We start from the raw sequence: 24,369 nt of genomic DNA, 5'->3' as shown, positions 1-24,369 counted from the left end.
CGGCAGTGTAGAGGCTGCGGCGCGATTTGTTGCCGCCCATTGCGGCCGACGCGGTGCAAGCGCGGTGTGGCGACCTCCAGAGGCTGCGCGATGCCGCAAGCAGCATGGGGATATGCGTCCTGTCCTGCCACGCCATGCGTGGACCGCCTCCACCTGTAGGCCGTGCCCGCGTGCCGGTATGCTGCGCGGCATGTCCGAGTCTGCCGCCCGTGTGCTCGTCGTCGAAGACGAAGCCGCCATTGCCGATACCGTGCTCTATGCGCTGCGCAGCGAGGGCTATGCGCCCGAGCATTGCCTGCTGGGCCGCGATGCGCTGACGCGCCTGCGCGCCGATCCGGCCGATGTGGTGGTCCTCGACGTGGGCCTGCCGGACATCAACGGGTTCGAGGTGTGCCGCACATTGCGCAGTTTCAGCGAGGTGCCGGTGATCTTCCTGACCGCGCGCAACGACGAGATCGACCGCGTGCTCGGCCTGGAGCTGGGCGCCGACGATTACATGGCCAAGCCGTTCTCGCCGCGCGAGCTGGTGGCGCGCGTGCGTGCGCGCCTGCGCCGACGCCATGCCGGCGCGGCGGCCGAATCGGGCTGGCAGCCGCACGGCGCGTTTGCGATCGACCGCGAGGGCAGCCGCATCCGCTACGGCCAGACCCTGCTGCCGCTGACGCGCTACGAATACGCGCTGCTGGCAGCGTTGCTGCAGCGCCCCGGTGCGATCCTGAGCCGTGCGCAGCTGATGGACCGTGGCTGGGATGCCAGCGCCGACAGTGCGGACCGCACCGTCGACACCCACATCAAGACGCTGCGCGGCAAGCTGCGCCTGGCCGGCGTGCCGGCCGACCCGATCCGCACCCACCGTGGCCTTGGCTACGCGCTGGAAGTGTAGGCATGCGCCGGCACGCATGTTGCGACCTGAGCGAGGCTGCGCGCTGACATGCGGCTCGGTCTCAAGCTGTTTCTGGGTTTCTTCCTGATCGTGGGCCTGGCCGCGTTCTTCGTGATGCGGGTGTTCGTCAACGAGGTCAAGCCGGGCGTGCGCCAGGCGATGGAATCCACGCTGGTGGATGCGGCCAATGTGCTGGCGGAAATCGCCGGCAGCGAACTGGCCGCCGGCACGCTTGCCGATGGCAGTTTCGCGCGCAACGTGGCCAGGGCGCAGCAGCGCGATCCCAAGGCATGGGTATGGCGCTTTCGCAAGAACACGGTGGATTACCGCGTGACCGTCACCGATGCGCGCGGCGTGGTGGTGTTCGATTCGCTGGGCCGCGCGTGGGCCGCGACAACTCGCGCTGGAACGATGTCTACCGCACCTTGCGCGGCGAATACGGCGCGCGTTCCAGCCCGGAGATCGATGGCGACCCCACCGCCACGGTGATGCATGTGGCCGCGCCGATCTATGCACCGGACGACCGCGGCAAACTGATCGGCGTGCTGACCCTGGCGCAGCCCAATCGCAGCATCGACCCGTTCATCGAAGCCAGCCAGCGCAACATCCTGCAGCGCGGCGCCTGGTTGATCGGCATTTCCGCGTTGATCGGCATCTTGATGACCTGGTGGTTGATGCGCGGCATCGGCCGGCTCAATCGCTATGCGCAGGCGGTGAGCGCCGGCATCCCGGTACCGCCACCCAAACCGCGTGGCGATGAAATCGGCGATCTGGGCCAGGCGCTGGAGAGCATGCGCCGCAAGCTGGAAGGCAAGGCGTACGTGGAGCAGTACGTGCAGTCGCTGACGCACGAGATGAAAAGCCCGCTGGCGGCGATTCGCGGTGCTTCGGAGCTGTTGACCGAGCCACTGCCGGAAGCCGACCGCCAGCATTTCGTTGCCACCATCCGCGCGCAGGAACACCGGCTCACCGAAACCATCGACAAGCTGCTGGCACTGGCCGAAGTGGAGCAGCACGGCTGGCTGCAGAAGCGCGAGCGCATCGGTATCGATGGGCTGCTGCAGGCTGCGGCGGACGCGGTGGCGCTGCGCGCGGCGGCCGCTGGCGTCACCGTGCAAGTGGATGCAGGGGCCGGGGCGCCAGGCGATCACCACGTACTGGGCGATGGTTTTCTGCTGAGACAGGCACTGATCAATCTGCTCGAAAACGCCATCGCGTTTTCGAAGCAAGACAGCCATGTGCGCCTGCATGCGCGGCTGCACGATGGGCGCTGGGAGTTGGTGGTCGAAGACCGTGGCAGCGGCGTGCCCGATTACGCGCTCGAGCGCGTCTTCGAGCGGTTCTATTCGTTGGCACGTCCGCAGACCGGCCAGCGCAGTTCCGGGCTTGGCTTGCCGTTCGTGCGCGAGGTTGCGCGCCTGCATGGCGGGGACGTGATGCTGGGCAATCGCCACGGTGGCGGTGCGCGTGCGGTGTTGCGCCTGCCGATCGGTTGAGTCGCTGCAGGCAGTTGTCGCGGTGGGCCGGCGCCGGTGGCAGCTGTGCGTTCAAGGCGACGGCATGCGCCAGAGCACATGCCGCGCCTGCGTCGATCAGCCGTACGGCGCGTGGCCGTGCTGAACCAGTTCGCCCGCCATCCCTCGCAGCTCTGTGAAGCTGCGCTGGAAGCAGTGGTGATGTTCGTGCCGTGCTAGTACGCCACGTCGGCGACGATCACATCCTTGGCGACCACCGACCAGGACAGCTTGCCGAAGCCCTTGTTGCCCCATGCGGTGCCCCAGCTGTTTTCCACGATCAGTCCTTCGCTGTCGTAACCCAGCGCGATGACCGCATGCCCGCCCAGGATCGGCGTTGTGATGTCGTAATCGACCTGATTCCTGGCTGTCAGGTCTTCAAAGCCCTGGCGCACGTAGAAGCCGATCGCCACCGGTGTGGAAGAGGCAAGGGCGAGCTTGATCTGTTGGATCAGGGCGCTTCCCCCATTCCCCCTGCCCGAATACAGCACGGTGTAGTGGCGATACGGCGTCGGGTTCTTCGCAGCGTTGGCCTTGTCGGCGGCAGTGGGTTGGTGTTTCCAGTCGTAGTTGCCCCACGAATAGTGCTGCTCGGTGTCGATGCCCTGCGCAAGCGCGATCTGCAGCGGCGCTTCCAGGGTGGAGCCTTCGTCCACGCCGCCGTTGACCTGGCTGTACAGGTACATCGGGGCAAAGCGCGTCTGGGCCTGTTTGTTGGCATTGGCATACCAACCGGTCAGGGTATGAGCGGTCGCCCATGACGCGCAGGCATCGACCTGCCCTTGGTCGCCCGGCGTGATCGCCCATGCAGTCAGGTCGACACTGGCAGGCAGCGGTGTGCTCACGCTCTCGGTACCGAACAGCGGAGTGACAGGCTGCATCAACGACGAAGGCTTCAGGCCCATGCCGTGCACTGCCGCCTGCGCGGTGGCAGCGGTCAGGCTCAGGGCGGCGAGCAGGCAAAGGGCGAGCGAACGGTGCGAGTTCATGGAAGACGGCTCCAGGTTGAGGGATGAATGCAGTCGTGCGCAGTTGCCGAATCACTGCCGAGTGGGCGTGCGGCCGTGGCAGCGCTGATGCAGCGCATGCGGCTCAGGACCGCATCGAACAACAGCGAACTGGAAGCCGCGACCAAACAAGAACGAGGGATTGGAGGCTGCGCACCTGCCCGTGCATCGTTACGCGTGAAGGCGAGGCGTGCGGCGGCAAGGCGAAGTGCTGCCGATCAAACAGAAGCCTGTGTTGGGTACGGGTGGCACTTTGCCGCGGTGAAAACCGTATTTCGTCAATGCGTCACAGTGCCGGTCGCCAACTGTCCGGGGCGCCCACTTCACATTCGCTTCAAATTCGCCTCAAACCGCCAACACCGGCGTCGCGCACCCTGGCCGCCTCCCAAGCTGAGGACGGCTGATGAAATCCCTGAAACTGTTGTTGCGGTTCGCCACCATCGGCGGGCTGATCCTGCTGTTGTTGGTTCCGCTGCTGCTGATCCGTGGCGCGGTGCAGGACCGCGCGCGCTATCGCGACGAGGCGGTGGAGCGAGTGGCGCAAAGCAAGGCCGGCGAGCAGCAGTTCATCGCGCCGGTGCGGGTGCTGCCGTATACCGAAGACGTGCAGGTCACCGAGCCGGACGAGCAGGGCAACCAGCGCAAGGTTTGGCGCAAGCGCGAAGGTACGCTGCTGCAAACGCCGCGTCGCCTGAAACTCGGCGGCGAAATGCTGCCCTCGGTGCGCGAGGTGGGCTTGTACCGCGTGCAGGTGTATTCCTGGAAGGCCACCTTGCATGCCGAATACGACCCCTTCGACTATGCGGCTGCGCCGACCCGTGTGTATGGCCAGCCGTATCTGGCAATCGGGATTTCCGACGTGCGTGGGTTGGTCGGCACGCCGCGCCTGCAGGTCGATGGCCGCACGCTGGCGCTGGAGAGCGGCGCAGGCGCACTGGCCGACCGTTCGGCGGGCATCCATGCCCAACTGGGTCCGCTGGCCGACCCGCTCGCCGGCCGGCTGCAGGACGGCAACGTGGTGGACATGCAGTTCGTGCTGGACGGCACGCGCCGGCTGGCCATCGCGCCGATCGCCGACAACAACGACATCGCCCTGCGCTCGGACTGGCAGCACCCGTCCTTCGGTGGCCGCTTCCTGCCGAATGCGCCGAGCATCGGGCCGAAGGGCTTCGATGCGAGCTGGTCGCTGTCGTCGCTGGCCACCGGTGCGCAGACGCAGTTGCAGTCCAGCCATGCGGCGCTGGATATGCTGGAAGTGCGCCTGGTCGATCCGGTGGACGTGTATACCCAGGCCGACCGCGCCAGCAAGTACGGCATCCTGTTCGTGGTGCTGACCTTCGTGGCCTTCGTGCTGTTCGAACTGATCAAGCGCTTGCCCATCCATCCGTTGCAATACCTGCTGGTGGGCCTGGCGCTGGCGATCTTCTTCCTGCTGCTGCTCAGCCTTTCCGAACACATCGCGTTCTGGCAGGCCTACCTGGTGTCGGCGGCGGCGTGTATCGGCCTGCAGTTCTTCTACCTGTCCGGCGTGTTGCGCAGTTGGGTCCGTGCGGCTGGTTTCTCGGTGATGCTCACCGCCTTGTATGCGGTGCTCTACAGCCTGTTGATCTCCGAGGACAACGCGCTGCTGATGGGGTCGTTGCTGCTGTTCGGCATCCTGGCCAGCATCATGTGGGTCACCCGCAAGCTCGATTGGTACGAGCTTGGCAACAGCCTGCGGTGAGGCCGGCATGCTGGCGCAGGCACGATTGCACCGGCGCGCGCAGCGTTTGCTGCCCGCCGGCATCGAGACGGTGGCGCTGCTTCCCGCAGCGTTGCCGGGCTCTTGGGAAAGTTCGGCGCTGTCGGCCCTGCCACTGAACCGCGACAGGCGCCGCGGGGTGGTGGGCCTGCAGCTGCACGCACGCACCGCGCAGCAATTGCGCATGGGCGGGCATGCGTTCTTGCAGGCGGCAGCGCAGCAGCACCCCCGCGCCGGCAACCCACGGACACGCAGCTATGGACCGTGGCAACGGCTGGGCAATGGCAGCTACTGGGCACGCAGCACCGATGCGCTGCTCGGGGTACTGCTGGCCACCGACGAAGCGGCGGTGTGGTTGCTGTGGCAACAGCCGCAGACCCGCGTTTGGAACCACGGTCATTGGCTGCGTTGAAGCATGGCATTGCGGCCACGCCTGGCTGGCTTACCATGGCCGGCATGACTGGCTCCTCGTTGATGGTGGAAACGGTGCGCGGCGCGCAGGTGCTGCCGCATCTGGATGCGGTGGCGCAGCTGCGCATCAGCGTGTTCGGCGCCTGGCCGTATCTGTACCAAGGCGATGCCGCGTACGAGCGCGACTATCTGGCGGCCTATGCGGCATCGCCAGACAGCGTCTTCGTGCTGGCGCGCGATGCCGATGCGGTGATCGGTGCATCGACCGGCTTGCCGCTGCTCGACGACAGCGACGCGTTCCACGCACCGTTCCGTGCGGCAGGCATCGATCCGGCCGGCGTGTTCTATTTCGGCGAATCGGTGCTGCTGCCGGCGTATCGCGGGCAGGGGATCGGCCATGCATTTTTCGACCGGCGCGAAGCGCATGCACGTGCGCTGGGCCGCTTTGCATTGACCGCGTTCTGCTCGGTGGAACGGGCGCCCGACGACCCGCGCCAACCAGCCGATTACCGCCCCAACGATGCGTTCTGGCGCAAGCGCGGTTACGCCCCGCAGCCGGGCATGCGGGTGCACCTGCACTGGGCGGAGTTGCAACATGGCGAGATCGACCACAGCTTGTCTGTGTGGACACGTGCGTTGCCGCAGTGAGCGGCTACCGCCCTACAGCGACCGACAAGCGTCGCCGGCGGTGTGCAAGGTCGCTGCACGCTGCCTCGCCATGCGCTCTGATTGCTTCGCCGCGTCGATCCAACAACCCAAAGGCCACCAGATGAAAATTGCCGTTGCCAAATACTCCATCGGCAAGCCTGTCGATTTCGCTGCGTTTGCGGCGCGCCAGTCGGCCCTGATCGCCGAAGCCGCCAACGCCGGTGCGCGGGTGGTGGTGCTGCCCGAATATCTGTCGCTGGAGCTGGGCGCAACGTTCGACACGCAGATTTCTGCCGGCCTGCCCGAATCGCTGGTGGCGATCCAGGCGCTGCGTGGGCCATGGCTGGAACTGTTTGCGCGGTTGGCGCGGGAACATCGGCTGCATCTGATTGCCGGCAGTTTCCTGCTCGATCTGGGCCACGGCCGCTACCGCAATCGCAGCGACTGGTTTACGCCGGAGGGCCTGCACGGCTGGCAGGACAAGCTGCAGCTCACCGGCTTCGAAAAGGCTACCGGGCTGATCGAGCCGGGCGACGAACTGAAGGTGTTCGAACTGGACGGCATGCGCGCCGCGATTGCGATCTGCTACGACAGCGAGTTCCCGCTGCCGGTACGTGCGCAATACGAGGCCGGTGCGCGCTTGTTGATCGTGCCCAGCTGCACCGACACCGCTGCCGGCGCCATGCGCGTGCGCATCGGATGCCTGGCGCGCGCGCTGGAAAATCGCGTGTTCGTCGCGCAGTCGGTGACCGCAGGCCAAGCGCCGTGGAGCCCGGCGTTGGACATCAATACCGGCGAGGCGGCGGTGTTTGCGCCGATGGATGTCGGCTTCCCCGCCGATGGCGTGCTGGCGCAGACCCAGGGCCAGGCCGTGTGGGCACTGGCCGAGTTGGACTTCGCCGCCTTCGAGGCCAGCCGCACGCAGGCGCAGGTGGCCAACGACCGCGATTGGCCGGGGCAGTTGGCGCCCGATGTGACGCGTGCCAAGCTGGCTGCGTTCGGTTGATCCCTTGCCGCAGGTGCCCATGGCCAAGAAAACTTTGATTCCGCATAGCGTCCGGCTCGAGTTCGCGCCCGGTGCGCTGGTGCACAGCAATCTGTCCGGCGCCGCCTTCACCGACGATTGGCTGTGGGTGGCCGGCGACGAAGCCTGCGCGGTGGACCGGCTGCGCAAGCTCGACCCCGCACAGCGGCAGACGCTGCGCTTCGGCGAAGGGCAGAGCTTCCCACTGGCGGAGCTGCTGGATCTGCCGGGCGAAGACGGCGAGGAGGCCGACCTGGAAGGCATGGGGCTGTCGGACGGATTCTTGTGGGTCGTCGGCTCGCACGGCAGCAAACGCAAGAACGCCAAGCGCGGCCGCGACGACGCCGAAAACGCCAAACGCCTGACCAAGTTGAAGCTCGATGCCAATCGCCGCCTGCTGGCCTGCCTGCCGATCGAGTATGCGCAAGACGGTACCCCGCAGCTGGTGCGCGAAGCGGCCGACGGCCGCCGGGCGCTGCGGCTCAAGGGCGATGCCAAGCACAACCAGCTCACCGACCTGCTTGCCGACGACCCGCATTTCGGTCCGTTCCTGAAGATTCCCGGCAAGGACAACGGCTTCGATATCGAAGGCATCGTGGTCGATGGCCAGCGTTTGCTGCTGGGCCTGCGCGGGCCGGTGCTGCGTGGCTGGACGGCATTGCTGGAGATCCAGGTGGAAGCCCACGGCGACCACCTGCGCCTGGCCCCGCTGGACGAAGACGGCACCCTGCTGCGCAAGCATTTCCTGCAGTTGGGTGGGCTGGGCATCCGCGACCTGCATTATTCCGCCGACGATCTATATCTGCTGGCCGGGCCGACGATGGTCTTGAACGGCGAAATCCGCCTGTTCAAATGGCCGGATGCGCGCAGCGTGCTGGCCGCCAACCGCGCACCGGTGCGCTTCCAGCACGACCTGCTGGAATCGGCAGTGCTGCCGCATGGCAAGGACTGCGACCGCGCCGAGGCCATCTGCAACCTGCCCAGGCAACTGGCGGGCAAGATTCCCACCTGGCTGGTGCTGTACGACGCGCCGGGCACGGCCCGCAGCGACGGCGAGTGCGTGGTGTACGGCGACCTGCTGCGCAACCGCTGAGCCAGGGGCCGGGCAGGGCCACGCTGCGCAAGGTAAAATCGGGCGACTCCCGTTTTGCCGAGCGCTCCATGACCTGCCGCACCCGTTTCGCTCCCAGCCCCACCGGTTACCTGCACATCGGCGGCGCCCGCACCGCCCTGTATTGCTGGCTGGAGGCACGCCACCGCGGCGGGCAGTTCGTGCTGCGCATCGAAGACACCGACCGCGAGCGCAGCACGCAGGCGGCCATCGACGCCATCCTGGAAGCGATGGAATGGCTGGGCCTGGGTTACGACGAAGGTCCGATCTACCAGACCCAGCGCATTGCGCGCTATCAAGAGGTTGCCGAGCAGTTGCTCGCGCAGGGCAAGGCGTATTACGCCTACGAAACCCGCGAAGAACTCGACGCCATGCGCGAGGCCGCCATGGCCAGGCAGGAAAAGCCGCGCTACAACGGCGCCGCCCGCGAGCAGAACCTGCCGTATCGCGACGACCCCAATCGCGTCATCCGTTTCAAGAATCCCGTCGGCGGCACGGTGGTGTTCGACGACCTGATCAAGGGCCGCATCGAGATCGCCAACAGCGAGCTCGACGACATGGTGATCTTCCGCCCGGACGGATTTCCCACCTACAACTTCGCAGTGGTGGTGGACGACTGGGACATGGGCATCACCGAGGTCATCCGCGGCGACGACCACATCAACAACACTCCGCGCCAGATCAATATCTATGAGGCACTGGGCGCACCGGTACCCAAGTTCGCGCACATGCCGATGATCCTGGACGAGCAGGGCGCCAAGCTGTCCAAGCGCACCGGCGCGGCCGACGTCATGCAGTACAAGGACGCCGGCTATCTGCCGCATGCATTGATCAATTATCTGGCGCGCCTGGGCTGGTCGCATGGCGACCAGGAGCTGTTCACCCAGCAGGAATTGCTGGACCTGTTCGACGTCAAGGACGTCAATTCCAAGGCCGCGCGCCTGGACATGGCCAAGCTCGGCTGGGTCAATCAGCATTATCTGAAGACCGACGACCCGGCCAGCATCGCCCCGCAGTTGGAGTACCAGCTTGCCAAGCTCGGGGTGGACATCGCTGCCGGCCCGGCCGCCGCCGATGTGGTGGTGGCGTTGCGCGAGCGCGTGCAGACCTTGAAGGAAATGGCCGAAAAAGCCGTGGTCTGGTACCGGCCGCTGGAAACCTATGACGAAGCGGCGGTGATGAAACACCTCAAGCTGGGCGCCGAGGTGCCGCTGGGCAAGGCGCGCGAGTTGCTGGCTGCGGTGGAGACGTGGAGCGTGGAGAGCGTCTCGGCTGCGCTGCACGACGCTGCTGCCGCGTTGGAACTGGGCATGGGCAAGATCGCCCAGCCGCTGCGCGTGGCCATCACCGGCACCCAGGTCAGCCCGGACATTTCGCAAACGGTGTACCTGGCCGGACGCGAGGGTGCCTTGAAACGCATCGATGCGGCACTCATCAAGATTGGAGCGGCCTGACGCCGGAGCCTGTATGACCAAGCACACCCACGCCCAAGACCTCGCCTGTACCGCACCGCATCACCACGTCGACGACGCCAACGGTTTCGTGCGCGCGGTGGAGCGTGCCTGCAGCGAACGCGGCCTGCGGCTGACGCCGATCCGCGCCAACGTGCTGCGGCTGATCGCCGACGCCGGCAAGCCGGTCAAGGCCTACGAACTGCTGGACTGGGTGCGCGAAGGCAAGGGCGTGGGCGCCGACGCCCCGCCCACGGTGTACCGCGCGCTGGATTTCCTGATGGCCAACGGCTTCGTGCACAAGCTCGAATCGGTCAATGCGTTCGTCGCCTGCCACCACCCCAACAGCGCCCAACACTCGGTGCCGTTCCTGATCTGCGATCGCTGCCACGGCGCGGTGGAGCTGGAAGATCGCGACGTGGTGTCGCAACTGGAAGCCCGCGCCAAGGCGCTCGGGTTCCAGCCGCAGGCACAGACGCTGGAAGTGCACGGCCTGTGCGCGAAATGCGCAGTGGCCGAGTGATCAGCGCCTAGGTCGCGCGTACACGCGGCCTGTTCCAAGGCGCTGGTGGCGCGATGCCCCAGTGGTAGCCTGCTTGCGATGGCAACGTGTTGAAGCGCAATCGCAATACCGTCAATCGCAGCCCCGCTCAATCGCCGCAGCGGCATGCTTGCGCCGACAATGCAGCATCGCTGCCTGGTCGAGTCATGCGGTGATGACGACGCTGCCTTCTAGCCAGCGGGCGGCGGCGTGGGTTAGACGCCTGAGTGGATTGCAGGCTTGGCGCCTGTACGCGCACTGCGCGTCGTCGCGCAGTGCAATGCAGTGACCTCGCTAAGGGCGTTACGCCGCTTTGCCGGCCTTGCCGCCATACGCGGCCAGAAACGTCTGCACCGCACGTCGCGTCGCGTCGCGCAGGAACTCGGGCGCGGGGTCCTTGAGTGCGCCAAACAGGCACGGCATCAAGGTTTCCGATTCCAGCAAGGCAGCGTACTGGTGGGCGGCAAGCAGCGTGTCTTCGCACTGGAGCAGGCCGCACTCCACCTGTGCCTGCAGGTATTCGGCAAAGCGCTGGATGCCTTCCTCCTGCCCTGCGCTGAAATACAGCGCGCCGACCGCCGATCTGCCGGATACCCCGATGATGGTCTGCCAACTGGTGATGTTGGGCGGGGCGCACAGGAACCGCAGCACATCCTCGCCGAAGCGCTGCAGTGCCTCATCGACCGGGCCGCTGCTTTGCGAAAGCGCATGCAGCAACGGATCGAAATAGCGGTCCGACATGTCCTTGGCAACGGCCACGAACAGCTCTTCCTTTGACGGAAAGTAGCCGTACAGCGTGCGCTTGGAGCCGCCCACGCGGGCGGCGATCTGCGACATCGACGCGCCTTCGAAGCCCAGCTCGAGGAAGACCTCGCTGGCTGCCTGGACGATGGTCTCGCGTTTTTCTTCGGTTCTGACCCGCATCGGGTTCTCCCAATAATTCATAAGTATACCGACTGGGCAGGAATGCTTGACGGCTACGGATGCGCTTATTAGGATACCGAACCGTACCGTTTAGATTTAATCATCACACCTCCGTCGGAGACCTGCCCGTGCGTGCCCATGCCTCGTTTCGCCCGTCGTTGCTTGCTGTTGCCGTCGCCGTCACCGCCCTGCTGAGCGCCTGCGGCAGCCCGCCGGGAGGCCCGCCGCCGCAGGAAGGCACCCCGGAAATGGGTGTGCTGACCGTCAAGCAGCAACCGGTGACCCTGACCACCGAATTGCCGGGGCGCACCGTTCCGTACCTGATCTCCGAAATTCGCCCGCAAGTGGGGGGCATCATTCAATCGCGCCAGTTCACCGAAGGCGGCGACGTCAAGGCTGGCCAGACCCTGTACCAGATCGACCCGGCCCAGTACCGCGCCAGCTATGCCAGCGCGCAGGCGTCGCTGGCCAAGGCCGAGGCGACCCTGCGCACCGCGCAGCTCAAGGCCGAGCGCTACAAGGAACTGGCGCAGATCAAGGCGATCAGCCAGCAGGAAGGTGACGACACCGATGCCGCGCTAGGTCAGGCCAAGGCCGACGTGGCAGCCGGCAAGGCCAGCGTGGAGACCGCGCGTATCAACCTGGCGTTTGCCCGGCTCGATGCACCGATCTCCGGACGCATCGGCCGCTCTAGCGTGACCCCGGGTGCGCTGGTGACCGCCAACCAGGCCACTGCGCTGACCACCATCCAGCAGTTGGACCCGATCTACATCGACGTCACCCAGCCCAGCAGTGCGGTGTTGCGTCTCCGGCAGGCGATGGCACGCGGCGATCTGGAACAGGCCGGCGACGGCGCGGCCAAGGTGTCGCTGCTGCTGGAAGACGGCAGCACCTACCCGCTGCAGGGGCACCTGGCGTTCTCGGACGTGACCGTCGACCAGAACACCGGCTCGATCACCCTGCGCGCAGTGTTCCCCAACCCGAACGCCGAGCTGTTGCCGGGCATGTACGTGCGCGCGGTGTTGCAGGAAGGCGTCAAGGAGCAGGGCATGCTGGTGCCGCAACAGGCGGTCTCGCGCAACGGCGCCGGTAAACCCACCGCCTTCGTCGTCGGCGCCGACCACAAGCTGCAGTTGCGCGTGCTGGAAACCGATCGCGCGGTGGGCGACCAGTGGCTGGTGCGCAGCGGCCTGAAGCCCGGCGAGCAGGTGGTCGTCGAAGGCGCGTCGCGCGCGCGCGATGGCATCGTGGTCAAGACCGTGCCGTGGCAGCCCAAGGCCACGCCCGCCGCCGGCAATGCTGCCGGTCCTGCTGCCCCGACCGCACCGCGTGCGGCCAACTGAAGGCGGGATCACACGTCATGGCACGTTTCTTTATCGATCGTCCGATCTTCGCCTGGGTGTTGGCCATCATCGTGATGCTGGCCGGCATCCTCTCCATCGCCACCTTGCCGATTGCGCAATATCCCAGCATCGCACCGCCGGCTGTCGCCATCACCGCCAACTACCCGGGCGCCTCGGCGCAGACGCTGGAAGACACCGTCACCCAGGTCATCGAGCAGAAGATGAAGGGGCTGGATCATCTCAGCTACATGGCGTCCACCAGCGAATCCAGCGGTGCGGTGACCATCACCCTGACCTTCGAAAACGGCACCGATCCGGACACCGCGCAGGTGCAGGTGCAGAACAAGTTGTCGCTGGCCACGCCGTTGTTGCCGCAGGAAGTGCAGCAGCAGGGCGTGACGGTGACCAAATCGGCCACCAACTTCCTCAACGTGCTGGCGTTTACGTCCGAAGACGGCAGCATGAGCGATTCGGACCTGTCCGATTACGTGGCCGCCAATGTGCAGGAAACCATCAGCCGCGTCGAAGGCGTGGGTGACACCACCTTGTTCGGTTCGCAGTACGCGATGCGGGTGTGGATGGACCCCAACAAGCTGAGCAATTTCAACCTCACGCCCGTGGATGTGCGCAACGCGATCCAGGCGCAGAACGCGCAGATTTCCGCCGGCCAGTTGGGCGCGTTGCCGGCGGTGGCCAACCAGCAGCTCAATGCCACCATCACTGCGCAGACCCGGCTGAAGACCGCCGAGCAATTCGAAAACATCCTGCTGCGCACCCAGTCCGATGGCGCGCAGGTGCGCTTGCGCGATGTGGCCCGCATCGAGCTGGGCAGCGAAAGCTACAACACGGTGGGCCGTTACAACGGCAAGCCGGCTGCCGGTCTGGCGATCAAGCTGGCCACCGGTGCCAATGCGCTGGATACGGTGCGCGCGATCGATAAAAGCCTGGAAGAGCAGGAAAAGTTCTTCCCGCCCGGCATGAAGGTGCAAAAGCCGTACGACACCACCCCGTTCGTGCGCATCTCCATCGAGCAGGTGGTGCACACGCTGGTGGAAGCGGTGGTGCTGGTGTTCCTGGTGATGTACCTGTTCCTGCAGAACTTCCGTGCCACGTTGATTCCGACCATTGCGGTGCCGGTGGTGCTGCTGGGCACTTTCGGTGTGCTTGCGGCGTTCGGTTTCACCATCAATACCTTGACCATGTTCGCGATGGTGCTGGCGATCGGTTTGCTGGTGGACGATGCGATCGTGGTGGTGGAAAACGTCGAGCGCGTGATGAGCGAGGAGCAGTTGTCGCCCAAGGACGCCACGCGTAAATCGATGGACCAGATTTCCGGGGCATTGATCGGCGTGGCGCTGGTGCTGGCGGCGGTGTTCGTGCCGATGGCGTTTTTCAGCGGATCAACCGGCGTGATCTACCGGCAGTTCTCGATCACGATTGTCTCGGCGATGACCTTGTCGGTACTGGTGGCGATGATCCTGACCCCGGCCTTGTGCGCCACCTTGCTCAAGCCGGTGCACAAGGGTCATGGCCTGGCCACCACCGGGTTCTTCGGTTGGTTCAACCGCCTGTTCGATCGCGGCAACACCGGCTACCAGGGCGTGGTTCGGCACATGCTCGGCAAGGGCTGGCGCTACATGCTCGCCTACGCGGCGTTGCTGGCCTTGGTGGTGTTCGGATTCATGAAGTTGCCGGTGGGATTCCTGCCGGACGAAGACCAGGGCACCTTGTTCGTGCTGGTGCAGTTGCCGCCCGGTGCCACCAATGCGCGCACCAGCGATGTGCTCAAGCAGGTGGAGCATCATTTCCTGGTCGACCAGAAGGATTCGGTTGCCGGTGTCTTCGCGGTGACCGGTTTCAGTTTTGCCGGTAGCGGCCAGAACGTGGGCTTTGCCTTCGTCAAGTTGCGGCCGTGGGACGAGCGCACCGGCAAGGGCCAGAGCGTCACCGACGTGGCGGCCAAGGCCGGGGCATTTTTTGCCGGTATCCGCGATGCCAAGGTGTTTGCGTTCGCACCGCCTGCGGTGTCGGAGTTGGGTAATGCCACCGGCTTCGATCTGATGCTGCAGGACCGCGCCAATCTGGGTCATGCGGCGTTGATGCAGGCACGTAATCAATTGCTGGCAGAGCTGTCGCAAGACAAGCGCCTGGTGGCGGTGCGCCCCAATGGCCAGGAAGACACGCCCGAGTTCAAGCTGGAAATCGACCCGCATAAAGCGCAGGCGATGGGCGTGTCGATCTCCGACATCAACGACACCTTCTCCAGCGCGTGGGGCAGCACCTACGTCAACGACTTCATCGACAAGGGCCGGGTCAAGAAGGTGATGCTGCAGGCCGATGCGCCATATCGCATGAACCCGCAGGACATCGACCACTGGTTCGTGCGCAACAGCGGCGGCACCATGGTGCCGTTCAACGCCTTCGCCACGGCAAGCTGGCAATCCGGGTCGCCGCGGCTGGAGCGTTACAACAGCGTGCCGTCGATGGAGATCCTGGGCATGGCGTTGCCGGGTGCGGCCTCCAGCGGCGAGGCAATGCAGATCGTCGAAGCCGCAGCCGCCAAGCTGCCACCGGGCATCGGTTTCGAGTGGACCGGGTTGTCGCGTCAGGAAAAAGCCTCTTCCGGTCAGACCGGCCTGTTGTACAGCGTCTCGATCCTGATCGTGTTCCTGTGCCTGGCCGCGTTGTACGAAAGCTGGGCGATTCCATTCTCGGTGATTCTGGTGGTGCCGCTGGGCGTGTTCGGCACACTGCTGGCGGCCATGCTGACCTGGAAAATGAACGATGTGTACTTCCAGGTGGGCTTGCTCACCACCATTGGCCTGGCATCGAAGAACGCGATCTTGATCGTGGAGTTCGCAAGGGAATTGCACGAGGGCGGCAAGAGCCTGGTGGCCGCAGCACTGGAAGCGGCGCGCATGCGCTTGCGGCCGATCCTGATGACCTCGTTGGCCTTCATCCTCGGCGTGGTGCCGCTGGTGTTGACCAGCGGTGCCGGCGCCGGCGCGCAGCACGCGCTGGGCACGGCCGTGATCGGCGGCATGGTCTCCGGCACGGTGCTGGCGATCCTCTTCGTGCCGTTGTTCTTCGTGCTGGTGTGCGGCCTGTTCCAGCGCCGTGCACAACCTGCCTCGCCCGCACCGCAACCCACAGGACACTGACATGACCGCGATTCGCATGACTCTTTGCGCGCTTGGCGTGGCCAGCGTGCTTTCCGGTTGCACGCTGATGCCGCGCTACACGCGGCCCGACGCACCGGTGCCCGCGCAATTTGCCGGCACCGATGTGTCGGCAGCCCCTCCGGCTGCCGCGGCCGATACCGGCAGCACCACCGACACGGCGTACATCGCCGACATCGGCTGGCGTGAGGTCTTCACCGATCCGGCGCTGCAGCAGGTGATTGCGCTGGCACTGGACAATAATCGCGACCTGCGCGTGGCCGCGCTCAATATCGAGGTCGCCCGCGCGCAATACCGGGTGGATCGCGCCGCACTGCTGCCCGCCATCGAGGGCACCGGCACCGCCAACAATGCGCGCACGCCCTCGGAGCTTGCCATTCCCGGCCAGCCGCAGGTGTTCCGCACCTACAGCGCCAACATCGGCATCAGTGCCTATGAGCTGGACCTGTTCGGGCGCGTGCGCAGCCTGAAGGAACAGGCGTTGCAGCAATTCCTGGCCACCGCCGAGGCGCGCCGTAGTACGCATATCAGCCTGGTGGCAGAAGTGGCCACCGCCTACCTGACCTTGGCGGCCGACCAGCAGTTGCTGCAGCTGGCGCAATCCACCCTGACCAGCCAGAGCGACAGTTATCGCCTGCAGCAGCGCAGCTTCGAGCTGGGTGCGGCTTCGCAACTGACCTTGCGCCAGGCGCAGACCACGGTGGAAACCGCACGCGTGGATGTGGAGCGCTACACCGCGCAGGTGGCGCAGGATCGCAATGCCCTGGTGCTGCTGGTCGGCACGTCGGTGCCGGTGGAATTGCTGCCACATGCACTGCCCGACAACGCGAGCGTGGAAGGCAATGTGTTGGCCAGCGTGCCGGCCGGCCTGCCATCGCAGTTGCTGCAACGTCGCCCGGACATCCTGGAAGCCGAGCGCAACTTGCGTGCGGCCAACGCCAATATCGGTGCGGCGCGGGCAGCGTTCTTCCCCAGCATCAGCCTGACCGCATCTACCGGTTCGTCCAGCAGCAGCCTGTCCAGGCTGTTCGATGCCGGCACGCGTGCCTGGAGTTTCGTGCCCACGCTGACCTTGCCGATCTTCAATGCCGGGCGCAATCGCGCCAATCTGGACATGGCCAAGGCCAACCGCGATATCGAAGTGGCGCGCTACGAAAAATCGATCCAGAGCGCGTTCCGCGAGGTTTCCGACGCGTTGGCGCAGCGCGACACGCTGGGCAGGCAACTGCAGGCCCAGCAAGCGCTGGTGGATGCCACAGCCGATAGCTACAAGCTGTCGCAAGCGCGTTTCGAACGGGGCATCGACAGCTATCTGCAGGCGCTGGATGCGCAGCGCGCGCTGTACAGCGCGCAGCAGACCTTGATCAACACCCAGCTGTCGCGCTTCACCAACCTGGTAACGTTCTACAAGGCCATGGGCGGAGGCTGGCTGCAAACCGCTGCGCCCACTGCCGCCGCGACCCCGCCAGCGGAGCCGTCGCGTGGATGACGACGCGCCACCCGTTGCGCCCAGGCGTGCGCCACACGACAAGCGTGGCGCCATCCTGGCGGCGGCAGGCGTGCTGTTTCAGCAGCACGGTTTCGACCGGACCAGCATGGACACCATCGCCGAGCGCGCGATGGTGTCCAAGGCCACGGTGTATGCGCATTTCGCGTCCAAGGAGGTGCTGTTCCGCACTACCCTGGAAGCGCTGGCGCAGGCCTCGCCCAATCGCTGGACGGCCTTGCTGGAGCTGCAGGGCCCGTTGGAGCGGCGCCTGGCTGCGGTGGCCGATGCGGTGCTGCGGGTGTCTGCCAGCAGCATGCGCGATGATGCCGCCTATGGCCTGGTGCGCCCGCCACTGCTGCCTGGCCAGATGCGCGAGGAAATGTGGACGCTGTGCTTCGAGCGCTACGACACCATGATGCGCACGCTGTTGGCGCGCGAGGTGCAACGCGGCGCATTGGTGATCGACAACGTGCCCGATGCATCGGTGCATTTCTTCGGATTGATGACCGGGCGGCCAGCCACCGCTGCCGCGCGCGACGATGCGACAGACGCGCAATCGGTACAGCTGGATGCGTATGTCAGCGGTGCGGTGGCGTTGTTCCTGCGGGCGTATCGACCGGGCGCGGTGGTGCCGGAGGCTGACGGCCAGCGCGAGGTGCCCAGCGGATTTTAGGCCGCCCGGGGTGCGATGAAGCGTGCGTGCCCAGGTCATGCCAGTGGACGAGCGCGCTACAGTGCGCAGACTCAAATGAAGGAGCACTGCAATGCATCTGTTCGCGACCGCGATGTCTGTCTCCATGATGGCCGCCGTGACACCGGATGAGGCCGCGCAGCCGATCAAGGTGAGCAAGGCGGGCGGGGCGCCGTCGGCAGTGGGGTCGGCCGCGTATTTCACCGGCAAGGTGCGCATCGACGCACCGTTCCAGGCCGAGGCACCGGCACGCGTCGGCGGCGCCACCGTCACCTTCGAGCCAGGCGCGCGCACCGCATGGCATACCCATCCGCTGGGCCAGACGCTGATCGTGACCGCTGGCGCGGGGCGCGTGCAGGAGTGGGGCAAGCCGGCGCAGCAAATTCGCCCGGGCGATATCGTGTGGATTCCGCCTGGCGTCAAGCATTGGCACGGCGCCAATGCCAACGTGGCGATGACGCATATCGCCATTGCCGAATCGCAGGACGGCGCTCCTGTTACCTGGCTGGAGCAGGTGAGCGAGGCGCAGTACGCGCAGGAGTAGACGGATGCGGATGCCAATGCTGGCGCGGTGATGGTGCCGCCTTGGCGTAAGCGAACGCTGCGGCGGGTGGCCGGGGCCGCGGTGCGGCCCGCGCCGAGTACAGCAGCGCTTACGCCGCTTCGGTGGCGTCCTGCGCGTTGGCACGCAGCCGTTGCGCATCGCGCGCAGGCGAGATGCCGAGAATGCGTGCGTAGTCGCGACTGAACTGCGATGCGCTCTCATAGCCAACCCGGAAGCCGGCATCGGCGGCGGTCAGGGCCTCGGCCACCATCAGGCGGCGTGCTTCGTGCACGCGCAGCTGCGAGCGGTATTCCAGTGGCGTCAGCGTGGTCACCGCCTTGAAGTGCGCATGGAAGGTGGAGCGGCTCATTGCCGAGAGATCGGCGATCTGCTCGATGCTGAAGCGCTGCGCATAGTGCTCGCGCAACCACACGATGGCCCTGGAGATCTGGTTGAGCCGGCTGTCGGCGATGGCCATCTGGCGCACCGCCGCATTGGCCGGGTCGGCCATCAGGCGGTACAACAGTTCGCGCACGATCAGTGGAGCGAGCGCGGCAATTTCATGCGGTTGATCGAGCAGGCGCGCCAGCCGTAGCGCAGCGTCCTGCAACTGCGGCGTGCTGCGATTGAGCAGCAACCCGGCCGATGCCGCATCGCGCTGGGTGTCCACCAGTTCCGGATGATTGATTGCAAGCTCGCTGAGCACCGCGGTGTCCAGGTCCAGGCAGAAACACAGATACGGTTGCGCGCTGCTGGCTTCGATGACCGAGCCGACGATGGGCAGATCCACCGACGCCACCAGGTACATCTGCGGGTGATAGACGTACGCCTGCGCGCCCAGCATTGCCTGCTTGCGGCCTTGCGCCACCAGGCACAGCATGGGTGTATAGACAGTGGGCATGGCCACTGTCGGCGATGCGCTGCGCATGATCTGCAATCCGGCGATCGGCGTGGAATGCATGCCGTCGCCAGGCGCATGACGCAGCAATATCGTGCTCAACTCGGTCAGCGAAGACATGCGAAAACCCGTCGACGATGCAATGCGGCCCAGCCGCGAGGGCGCCGATCGTACAAGAGTGCAGGTGGTGTGGGCGGCAAGGTCCATTGCGCGGGTTGTGGGCGTGCGCCCGCCGCAAAGCGCTGCCGCAGTCGTGGCCGCCTTCGCTCTAACTGCGCGTTGGCCCTGATAGGGCGATCACGGGCCGGCCGTATCATGGCGAGGTCTCTTGCATCCACCTGCTGCCATGCCCGCAAAACGTTCCAGCTTTCCAACGCCGACCAGCCCTGCCGAGTGGAAGCGGCTCCAAGCCGCTGCCGCCGCCGAATTGGCGCGGCGTACCGCACAGGCGCATCTGCAGATCCTGGGGCTGTTGCGAACGCACGGACATCTGTTGAGCGATGCGCAGCGGCGTCGCCTGCACACGCGCCTGCTGCGCGGCGGGCGTTGATCTGCCGGAGCGATTGCCGCAGCGGGTGCGCACGCCGCCGGCCTCGGCGTGCGGACGTGCACGGTCATGCTGACTGCAGGGTCGGCAGCTTGCCAGTCCCGTCATGCGGCCGATCGCTGCGCGTTCGGGCAGCCAGTCACTCATGCGGTCGGCGCGCGTGGGACGCAGCGTAGAACCCATCGATGCCGTCGTTTCCGACGGTGACTGGCATGCCGCAGACGACGCCATCCGCCGGCTCGCGGTCGCGGCGCTCGGGTTTCGCTACCGCGCCATCCGCACGGCAAGCGCCGATGCCGGCCGGCCCCATTGCGCGCGGCGGCGCTATGTCGACAGCTCCCAAGGCGGCTGCTCGCCCAGCCGCTCCAGCAGGAACTCCACGAACGCACGCACGCGCGGCGGTTGCAGCTGGCGCGCCGGCATCACTGCGCTGATCTGCGAGGTGGGCGGGGGGTAGTCGCGCATCACTTCGACCAGGCGGCCGCTGCGCAATTCGTCGGCGATGTGCCAATACGAATGCACCGCGATGCCCTGGCCGGCCACCACGGCGTCGCGTATCAGCTCGCCGAAGTTGCTTTCGAAGCGGCTCTGCATGCGCACGCGCACCAGCCCACCGTCTGGCGTTTGCAGTGTCCACACATCCTGGCGGCCGTCACGGCCCATCAGCAACACGCCGGCGTGCTGTGCAAGTTCGTCCGGCGTGCGTGGCGTGCCGTGACGCTGCAGGTAGGCGGGCGAGGCCGCCAGGGTTCGGCGGTTGTCGGCAATCCGCCGGGCCACCAGCCCGGAGTCCTCCAGTGGTCCGATCCGGATCGCCAGATCGAAACCCTGTTTGACCAGGTCCACCAAGTCGTCGCTCAGGTGCGCGCTGATGCGCAGGCGCGGATGGCGGGCCTGGAATTCCGGCAGCAGCGGCGACACGTATTGTCGCCCGAATGAGGCGGACAGGGTCATGCGCAGCACGCCACCCACATCGTGTGCGCTTTCGCGCAGGTCCTCGGCCAGTGCGTCCAGGTCTTCCACCAGCACGCGGCCGCGTTCGGCCAGCCGCTGGCCTTCGGCAGTGGGATGCAGGCGGCGCGTGGTCCGGTGCAGCAGGCGCACGCCCAGCTCGCGTTCCAGGCGCTTGAGACGCTGGCTGGCGACCGCCACCGACAGATCCAGGCTGCGCGCGCCTGCGGTGATCGAGCCCAGGTCGAGCACGCGCAGGAACAGGGCAATGTCGCCAAGACGGTCCATGCGATTGTCAATGATTGATTGAAAGTGAATCAGGATAGCAGGGGTTTTTGCAAGTAAACGCAGCGCGCAGGCTGTGCGCAGTCTCCCTTGGCCCATGCCCATGTCCAACCTTACCTCTGCGCGTTCGCCGCGCTTTCCGCCGGCGTTGCTGGCCCTGACCATCGGGGCCTTCGGCATTGGCACGACCGAGTTCGTGATCATGGGGCTGCTGCAGCAGGTGGCCGCAGATCTGGGCGTTTCGCTCAGCGCGGCGGGCCTGTTGATCAGCGGTTATGCGCTGGGCGTGTTCGTCGGTGCGCCGGTGCTGACCCTGGCCAGCGCACGCCTGCCGCGCAAGGCGGTGCTGGTCGGGCTGATGCTGATCTTCACCGTCGGCAACGTGGCCTGCGCGCTGGCGCCGGACTACACCAGCCTGATGGTTGCGCGGATGCTGACATCGCTGGCCCACGGCACGTTTTTCGGCGTCGGCGCGGTGGTGGCGACATCGCTGGTGCCGGCCGAACGCCGTGCGTCGGCCATCTCGCTGATGTTTGCCGGGCTGACCGTGGCCACCTTGCTCGGGGTGCCGGCCGGTGCCTGGCTGGGCCTGCAACTGGGCTGGCGCGCGACCTTCTGGGCGGTGGCGGCGATCGGCGTGCTGGCCACTGCCGCGGTCGCGGTGTGGGTGCCGGCCGCGGCGGGTGCTGCCACGCCGGTGTCATGGCGGCAGGAAGTGGCGGTGTTGCAGCGGGGGCAGGTGCTGCTGGCGCTGGCGATCACGGTGGTGGGCTATGCCGGCGTGTTCGCAGTGTTCACCTACATCCAGCCGCTGCTGCTGCAGGTCACCGGCTTTGCGCAAGCGGCAGTGTCGCCTGTGCTGCTGGTGTTCGGCGTCGGCATGATCGTCGGCAATCTGTTGGGCGGGCGGTTGGCGGACCGTCGCCCCACTGCGGCGTTGCTGGGCAGTCTGGCGGCATTGGTGGTGGTGCTGGGCGCACTGGGGTTTGCGCTGCACAGCAAGGTCGCGATGGTGGCTGTTGTGGGGCTGCTGGGCGTGGCCGCCTTCGCCACCGTGGCGCCGCTGCAGTTGCGGGTGCTGGAACATGCGCGCGGCGCCGGCCAGAACCTGGCGTCCAGCCTCAACATCGCCGCCTTCAACCTGGGCAATGCGCTTGGCGCGTGGCTGGGTGGCGTGGTGATCGCCACGCAGGCCGGTCTGGTCGCAACGCCCTGGGTGGCCGCGCTGTTGAGTGCCATCGGGCTGGGCCTGGCGCGATGGAGCGTGCAGTTGCAACGCCGCCGCGCGACTGCGCCACTGGCCTGTACGCAGATGGGTTGAGCTGGTTGCCCGCTGGTCATTGGCCACGTTGGCGCACTGCGCGCCAGGCGGCGTTCGAGGCGCATAGACACTGGTTTGGCGCCCAACACTCCACAAGCGCAAACGCCCAGCGGTCACCCAGCGCATCTCTCATTCAACGTGACCAAGGAATTCTCAATGGAAACCCGTCTACTCGGCCGGTCCGGTTTCAAGGTGCCCGTGCTTGGCCTGGGTGCCGGCACGTTCGGCGGCAAGGGGCCGCTGTTTTCTGCATGGGGCGACACCGATGTGGCGCAGGCGCGGCGCATGGTCGAGGTGTGTTTGGAAGCAGGGCTCAACCTGTTCGATACCGCCGATGTGTATTCCGATGGCGCGTCCGAAGACATCCTTGGCCAGGCGCTGCAAGGCCGCCGCGATCAGGTGATTGTTTCGACCAAGACCGGCCTGCGCCTGGGCGATGGCCCCAATGATGCCGGCGCGTCGCGCTTCCGTTTGCTGCGTGCGGTGGAGGCATCGTTGCGACGCTTGCGCACCGACTACATCGATCTGCTGCAGCTGCATGCGTTCGATGCCATGACGCCGATGGAAGAAACCCTGTCCACGCTGGATGGCCTGGTGCGCGCGGGCAAGGTGCGCTATCTGGGCGCGTCCAATTATTCCGGGTGGCAGTTGATGAAGTCGCAGGCGGTCGCCGATGCGCACGGCTGGAGCCGCTTTGTCGCCAACCAGACGTATTATTCGCTGGCCGGGCGCGACTACGAGTGGGAGCTGATGCCGCTGGGTATCGACCAAGGCATCGGGGCGGTGGTGTGGAGCCCGCTCGGTTGGGGGCGGCTGACCGGCAAGCTGCGGCGTGGCCAGCCATTGCCGCAACACAGCCGTCTGCATGCCACCGCCGCGGCCGGCCCGGCGATCGACGATGCGCGCTTGTTCGACATCGTCGATGCACTCGATGCCGTTGCCGCAGAGACCGGCCGCAGCGTGCCGCAGATCGCCATCAACTGGCTGCTGCAGCGGCCGACCGTGAGCACGGTGCTGATTGGCGCACGCAACGAAGCGCAACTGCGCGAAAACCTCGGTGCGGTGGGTTGGTCGTTGACTCACGACCAGCGTGCCCGCCTGGATCAGGCCAGCGCAGTGGAGCCGCCGTACCCGTACTACCCCTATTGGCGCGGGCAGTTCGCAGAGCGCAGCCCGCTGCCGCTGTAAGGCGGGCTGCGCCAAACGCGCCACGCGGCAAGCCAATGCAGGTTGGCGCGCATGATTGCCGCGGTGCTAATGCAGTTGCATCACAATGGCCGTGCCGCCGGAACGATCACTTCCGGCTTGATCGCTCCCACGCCGTTGCTGCCTTGCAGCTGGCGGCAATTGTCCAATGCCGTCATCGCCGAGGCGTAGCCGATCATCGCGCTGCCGTCGGTCGCGGAGGCATAGAGCAGCCTGCCGCCCGTACGCGCGGCCAGTGCGCGCGCGATGGCTGGCGTGGTATCGAACAATTTGATCGAAGCACCGAGCAATGCCGGCTGGCCGCTACGCGTTTCCAGCGCGGCAACGACGCTCCCCGATGCTGCGCTGCGCGTGGTGCGCGCAACCGCGTTCGCGGCGCCGTTGGTGTCGAGGTAGATCGCGTAGCGATCGACGCGGGCAACCGGTGCGTGCGCGCTGGGTTGCGTGCTTCTTGGCGATTGCGTGGCCGCAGTGCCGCGCGTGGCGTCGGCCAGCTGTACCACCGCTGCTGGAATCAGGCGGAAACTGGCGCGGTCCACCACAACGGCTTGCCCGGTTGCGGCAGCACGCAGGCGGGCGCGATCGAACACCTGTGCCGAGGCGGGTGCAGACATGCTGGCGGCAACGACCCACAACAGTGCGATCAGAGAAGTTTTCATG

The 24,369-nt window shown here is 66.2% G+C and carries 21 protein-coding genes and 2 pseudogenes; 18 read left to right on the top strand and 5 right to left on the bottom strand.

The window, feature by feature from the left end:
• Window positions 1–178 precede the first annotated feature (178 nt).
• From creB to ACCQ00_RS14200, 3 genes and pseudogenes are all read left to right on the top strand, one after another.
• A complete protein-coding gene (creB, locus tag ACCQ00_RS14210) occupies window positions 179–883 on the top strand; it encodes a two-component system response regulator CreB (RefSeq protein WP_180301666.1) in 705 nt (234 codons plus the stop codon).
• 48 nt (window positions 884–931) lie between these two features.
• A pseudogene (gene creC / locus ACCQ00_RS14205) lies at window positions 932–2,379 on the top strand (two-component system sensor histidine kinase CreC).
• A gap of 14 nt (window positions 2,380–2,393) precedes the next feature.
• Window positions 2,394–2,577, top strand: a pseudogene (locus ACCQ00_RS14200) (hypothetical protein).
• Here ACCQ00_RS14200 and ACCQ00_RS14195 read toward each other — a convergent pair.
• Window positions 2,574–3,386 carry a C1 family peptidase gene (locus tag ACCQ00_RS14195; protein ID WP_039570550.1) on the bottom strand — a complete coding sequence of 271 codons (813 nt, stop codon included), beginning with the start codon at window positions 3,384–3,386 and terminating at the stop codon, window positions 2,574–2,576. The pseudogene ACCQ00_RS14200 and the gene ACCQ00_RS14195 overlap by 4 nt on opposite strands.
• 421 nt (window positions 3,387–3,807) lie before the next feature.
• Between ACCQ00_RS14195 and creD the strand changes: the two genes are divergently transcribed.
• The 7 genes from creD (at window position 3,808) to ACCQ00_RS14160 (ending at window position 10,313) form a co-directional block, all read left to right on the top strand.
• A complete protein-coding gene (gene creD / locus ACCQ00_RS14190; protein ID WP_039570552.1) occupies window positions 3,808–5,127 on the top strand; it encodes a cell envelope integrity protein CreD in 1,320 nt (439 codons plus the stop codon).
• A 7-nt stretch (window positions 5,128–5,134) separates the two neighbouring features.
• Window positions 5,135–5,557 (top strand): hypothetical protein, encoded by a 423-nt coding sequence (locus ACCQ00_RS14185; protein ID WP_039570554.1) that lies wholly within the window; start codon window positions 5,135–5,137, stop codon window positions 5,555–5,557.
• A complete protein-coding gene (locus ACCQ00_RS14180) occupies window positions 5,554–6,204 on the top strand; it encodes a GNAT family N-acetyltransferase (RefSeq protein WP_039570556.1) in 651 nt (216 codons plus the stop codon). The genes ACCQ00_RS14185 and ACCQ00_RS14180 overlap by 4 nt, the downstream gene beginning before the upstream one ends.
• Before the next feature lie 121 nt (window positions 6,205–6,325).
• On the top strand, window positions 6,326–7,210 hold the full coding sequence (locus ACCQ00_RS14175; protein ID WP_039570558.1) for a carbon-nitrogen hydrolase family protein: 885 nt from the start codon (window positions 6,326–6,328) through the stop codon (window positions 7,208–7,210).
• A 19-nt stretch (window positions 7,211–7,229) separates the two neighbouring features.
• On the top strand, window positions 7,230–8,321 hold the full coding sequence (locus ACCQ00_RS14170) for a DUF3616 domain-containing protein (RefSeq protein WP_039570610.1): 1,092 nt from the start codon (window positions 7,230–7,232) through the stop codon (window positions 8,319–8,321).
• Between the two features lie 68 nt (window positions 8,322–8,389).
• Window positions 8,390–9,793: a glutamate--tRNA ligase gene (gene gltX, locus ACCQ00_RS14165; protein WP_017157170.1), complete on the top strand. Its 1,404-nt coding sequence runs from the start codon at window positions 8,390–8,392 to the stop codon at window positions 9,791–9,793.
• 13 nt (window positions 9,794–9,806) lie between these two features.
• Window positions 9,807–10,313, top strand: a complete 507-nt coding sequence (locus ACCQ00_RS14160; RefSeq protein WP_039570561.1) for a transcriptional repressor — start codon at window positions 9,807–9,809, stop codon at window positions 10,311–10,313.
• Window positions 10,314–10,634: 321 nt separating this feature from the next.
• Here ACCQ00_RS14160 and ACCQ00_RS14155 read toward each other — a convergent pair whose 3' ends face one another.
• Window positions 10,635–11,276, bottom strand: a complete 642-nt coding sequence (locus ACCQ00_RS14155) for a TetR/AcrR family transcriptional regulator (protein WP_017157168.1) — start codon at window positions 11,274–11,276, stop codon at window positions 10,635–10,637.
• Between the two features lie 107 nt (window positions 11,277–11,383).
• Here ACCQ00_RS14155 and ACCQ00_RS14150 point away from each other — a divergent pair, with 107 nt between their 5' ends.
• The 5 genes from ACCQ00_RS14150 to ACCQ00_RS14130 all read left to right on the top strand — a co-directional run bounded on the left by ACCQ00_RS14150 (window position 11,384) and on the right by ACCQ00_RS14130 (window position 18,501).
• On the top strand, window positions 11,384–12,598 hold the full coding sequence (locus ACCQ00_RS14150; protein WP_039570564.1) for an efflux RND transporter periplasmic adaptor subunit: 1,215 nt from the start codon (window positions 11,384–11,386) through the stop codon (window positions 12,596–12,598).
• A 17-nt stretch (window positions 12,599–12,615) separates the two neighbouring features.
• Window positions 12,616–15,759, top strand: a complete 3,144-nt coding sequence (locus tag ACCQ00_RS14145; protein ID WP_039583965.1) for an efflux RND transporter permease subunit — start codon at window positions 12,616–12,618, stop codon at window positions 15,757–15,759.
• Window position 15,760: 1 nt separating this feature from the next.
• Window positions 15,761–17,266, top strand: a complete 1,506-nt coding sequence (locus tag ACCQ00_RS14140) for an efflux transporter outer membrane subunit (RefSeq protein WP_046736034.1) — start codon at window positions 15,761–15,763, stop codon at window positions 17,264–17,266.
• Window positions 17,259–17,939: a TetR/AcrR family transcriptional regulator gene (locus tag ACCQ00_RS14135; protein ID WP_039570570.1), complete on the top strand. Its 681-nt coding sequence runs from the start codon at window positions 17,259–17,261 to the stop codon at window positions 17,937–17,939. Before ACCQ00_RS14140 ends, ACCQ00_RS14135 begins: the two co-directional genes overlap by 8 nt.
• Window positions 17,940–18,030: 91 nt before the next feature.
• A complete protein-coding gene (locus tag ACCQ00_RS14130; protein ID WP_039570573.1) occupies window positions 18,031–18,501 on the top strand; it encodes a (R)-mandelonitrile lyase in 471 nt (156 codons plus the stop codon).
• Window positions 18,502–18,610: 109 nt separating this feature from the next.
• Here ACCQ00_RS14130 and ACCQ00_RS14125 read toward each other — a convergent pair whose 3' ends face one another.
• Window positions 18,611–19,519: an AraC family transcriptional regulator gene (locus ACCQ00_RS14125; RefSeq protein ID WP_039570576.1), complete on the bottom strand. Its 909-nt coding sequence runs from the start codon at window positions 19,517–19,519 to the stop codon at window positions 18,611–18,613.
• Between the two features lie 226 nt (window positions 19,520–19,745).
• Between ACCQ00_RS14125 and ACCQ00_RS14120 the strand changes: the two genes are divergently transcribed.
• The gene (locus tag ACCQ00_RS14120; protein WP_039570579.1) at window positions 19,746–19,949 is read left to right on the top strand and encodes a hypothetical protein; all 204 of its coding nucleotides are present in this window, start codon (window positions 19,746–19,748) and stop codon (window positions 19,947–19,949) included.
• Window positions 19,950–20,270: 321 nt separating this feature from the next.
• On the opposite strand, the gene ACCQ00_RS14115 is transcribed toward ACCQ00_RS14120, so the two are convergent.
• Entirely contained in the window at window positions 20,271–21,185 is a 915-nt protein-coding gene (locus ACCQ00_RS14115) for a LysR family transcriptional regulator (protein ID WP_017157161.1), read from the bottom strand.
• A gap of 100 nt (window positions 21,186–21,285) precedes the next feature.
• Here ACCQ00_RS14115 and ACCQ00_RS14110 point away from each other — a divergent pair, with 100 nt between their 5' ends.
• The gene (locus ACCQ00_RS14110; RefSeq protein WP_039570582.1) at window positions 21,286–22,503 is read left to right on the top strand and encodes an MFS transporter; all 1,218 of its coding nucleotides are present in this window, start codon (window positions 21,286–21,288) and stop codon (window positions 22,501–22,503) included.
• Window positions 22,504–22,659: 156 nt separating this feature from the next.
• The gene (locus ACCQ00_RS14105) at window positions 22,660–23,691 is read left to right on the top strand and encodes an aldo/keto reductase (RefSeq protein ID WP_039570585.1); all 1,032 of its coding nucleotides are present in this window, start codon (window positions 22,660–22,662) and stop codon (window positions 23,689–23,691) included.
• A gap of 80 nt (window positions 23,692–23,771) precedes the next feature.
• On the opposite strand, the gene ACCQ00_RS14100 is transcribed toward ACCQ00_RS14105, so the two are convergent.
• Window positions 23,772–24,368, bottom strand: a complete 597-nt coding sequence (locus ACCQ00_RS14100) for a hypothetical protein (protein WP_039570588.1) — start codon at window positions 24,366–24,368, stop codon at window positions 23,772–23,774.
• Window position 24,369 lies beyond the last annotated feature (1 nt).

This window comes from Xanthomonas sp. NCPPB 3761 (genome assembly GCF_041475705.2).
In the GTDB taxonomy this organism is placed as follows: domain Bacteria; phylum Pseudomonadota; class Gammaproteobacteria; order Xanthomonadales; family Xanthomonadaceae; genus Xanthomonas; species Xanthomonas phaseoli.
This window is presented reverse-complemented; position numbering and strand designations above follow the sequence as displayed.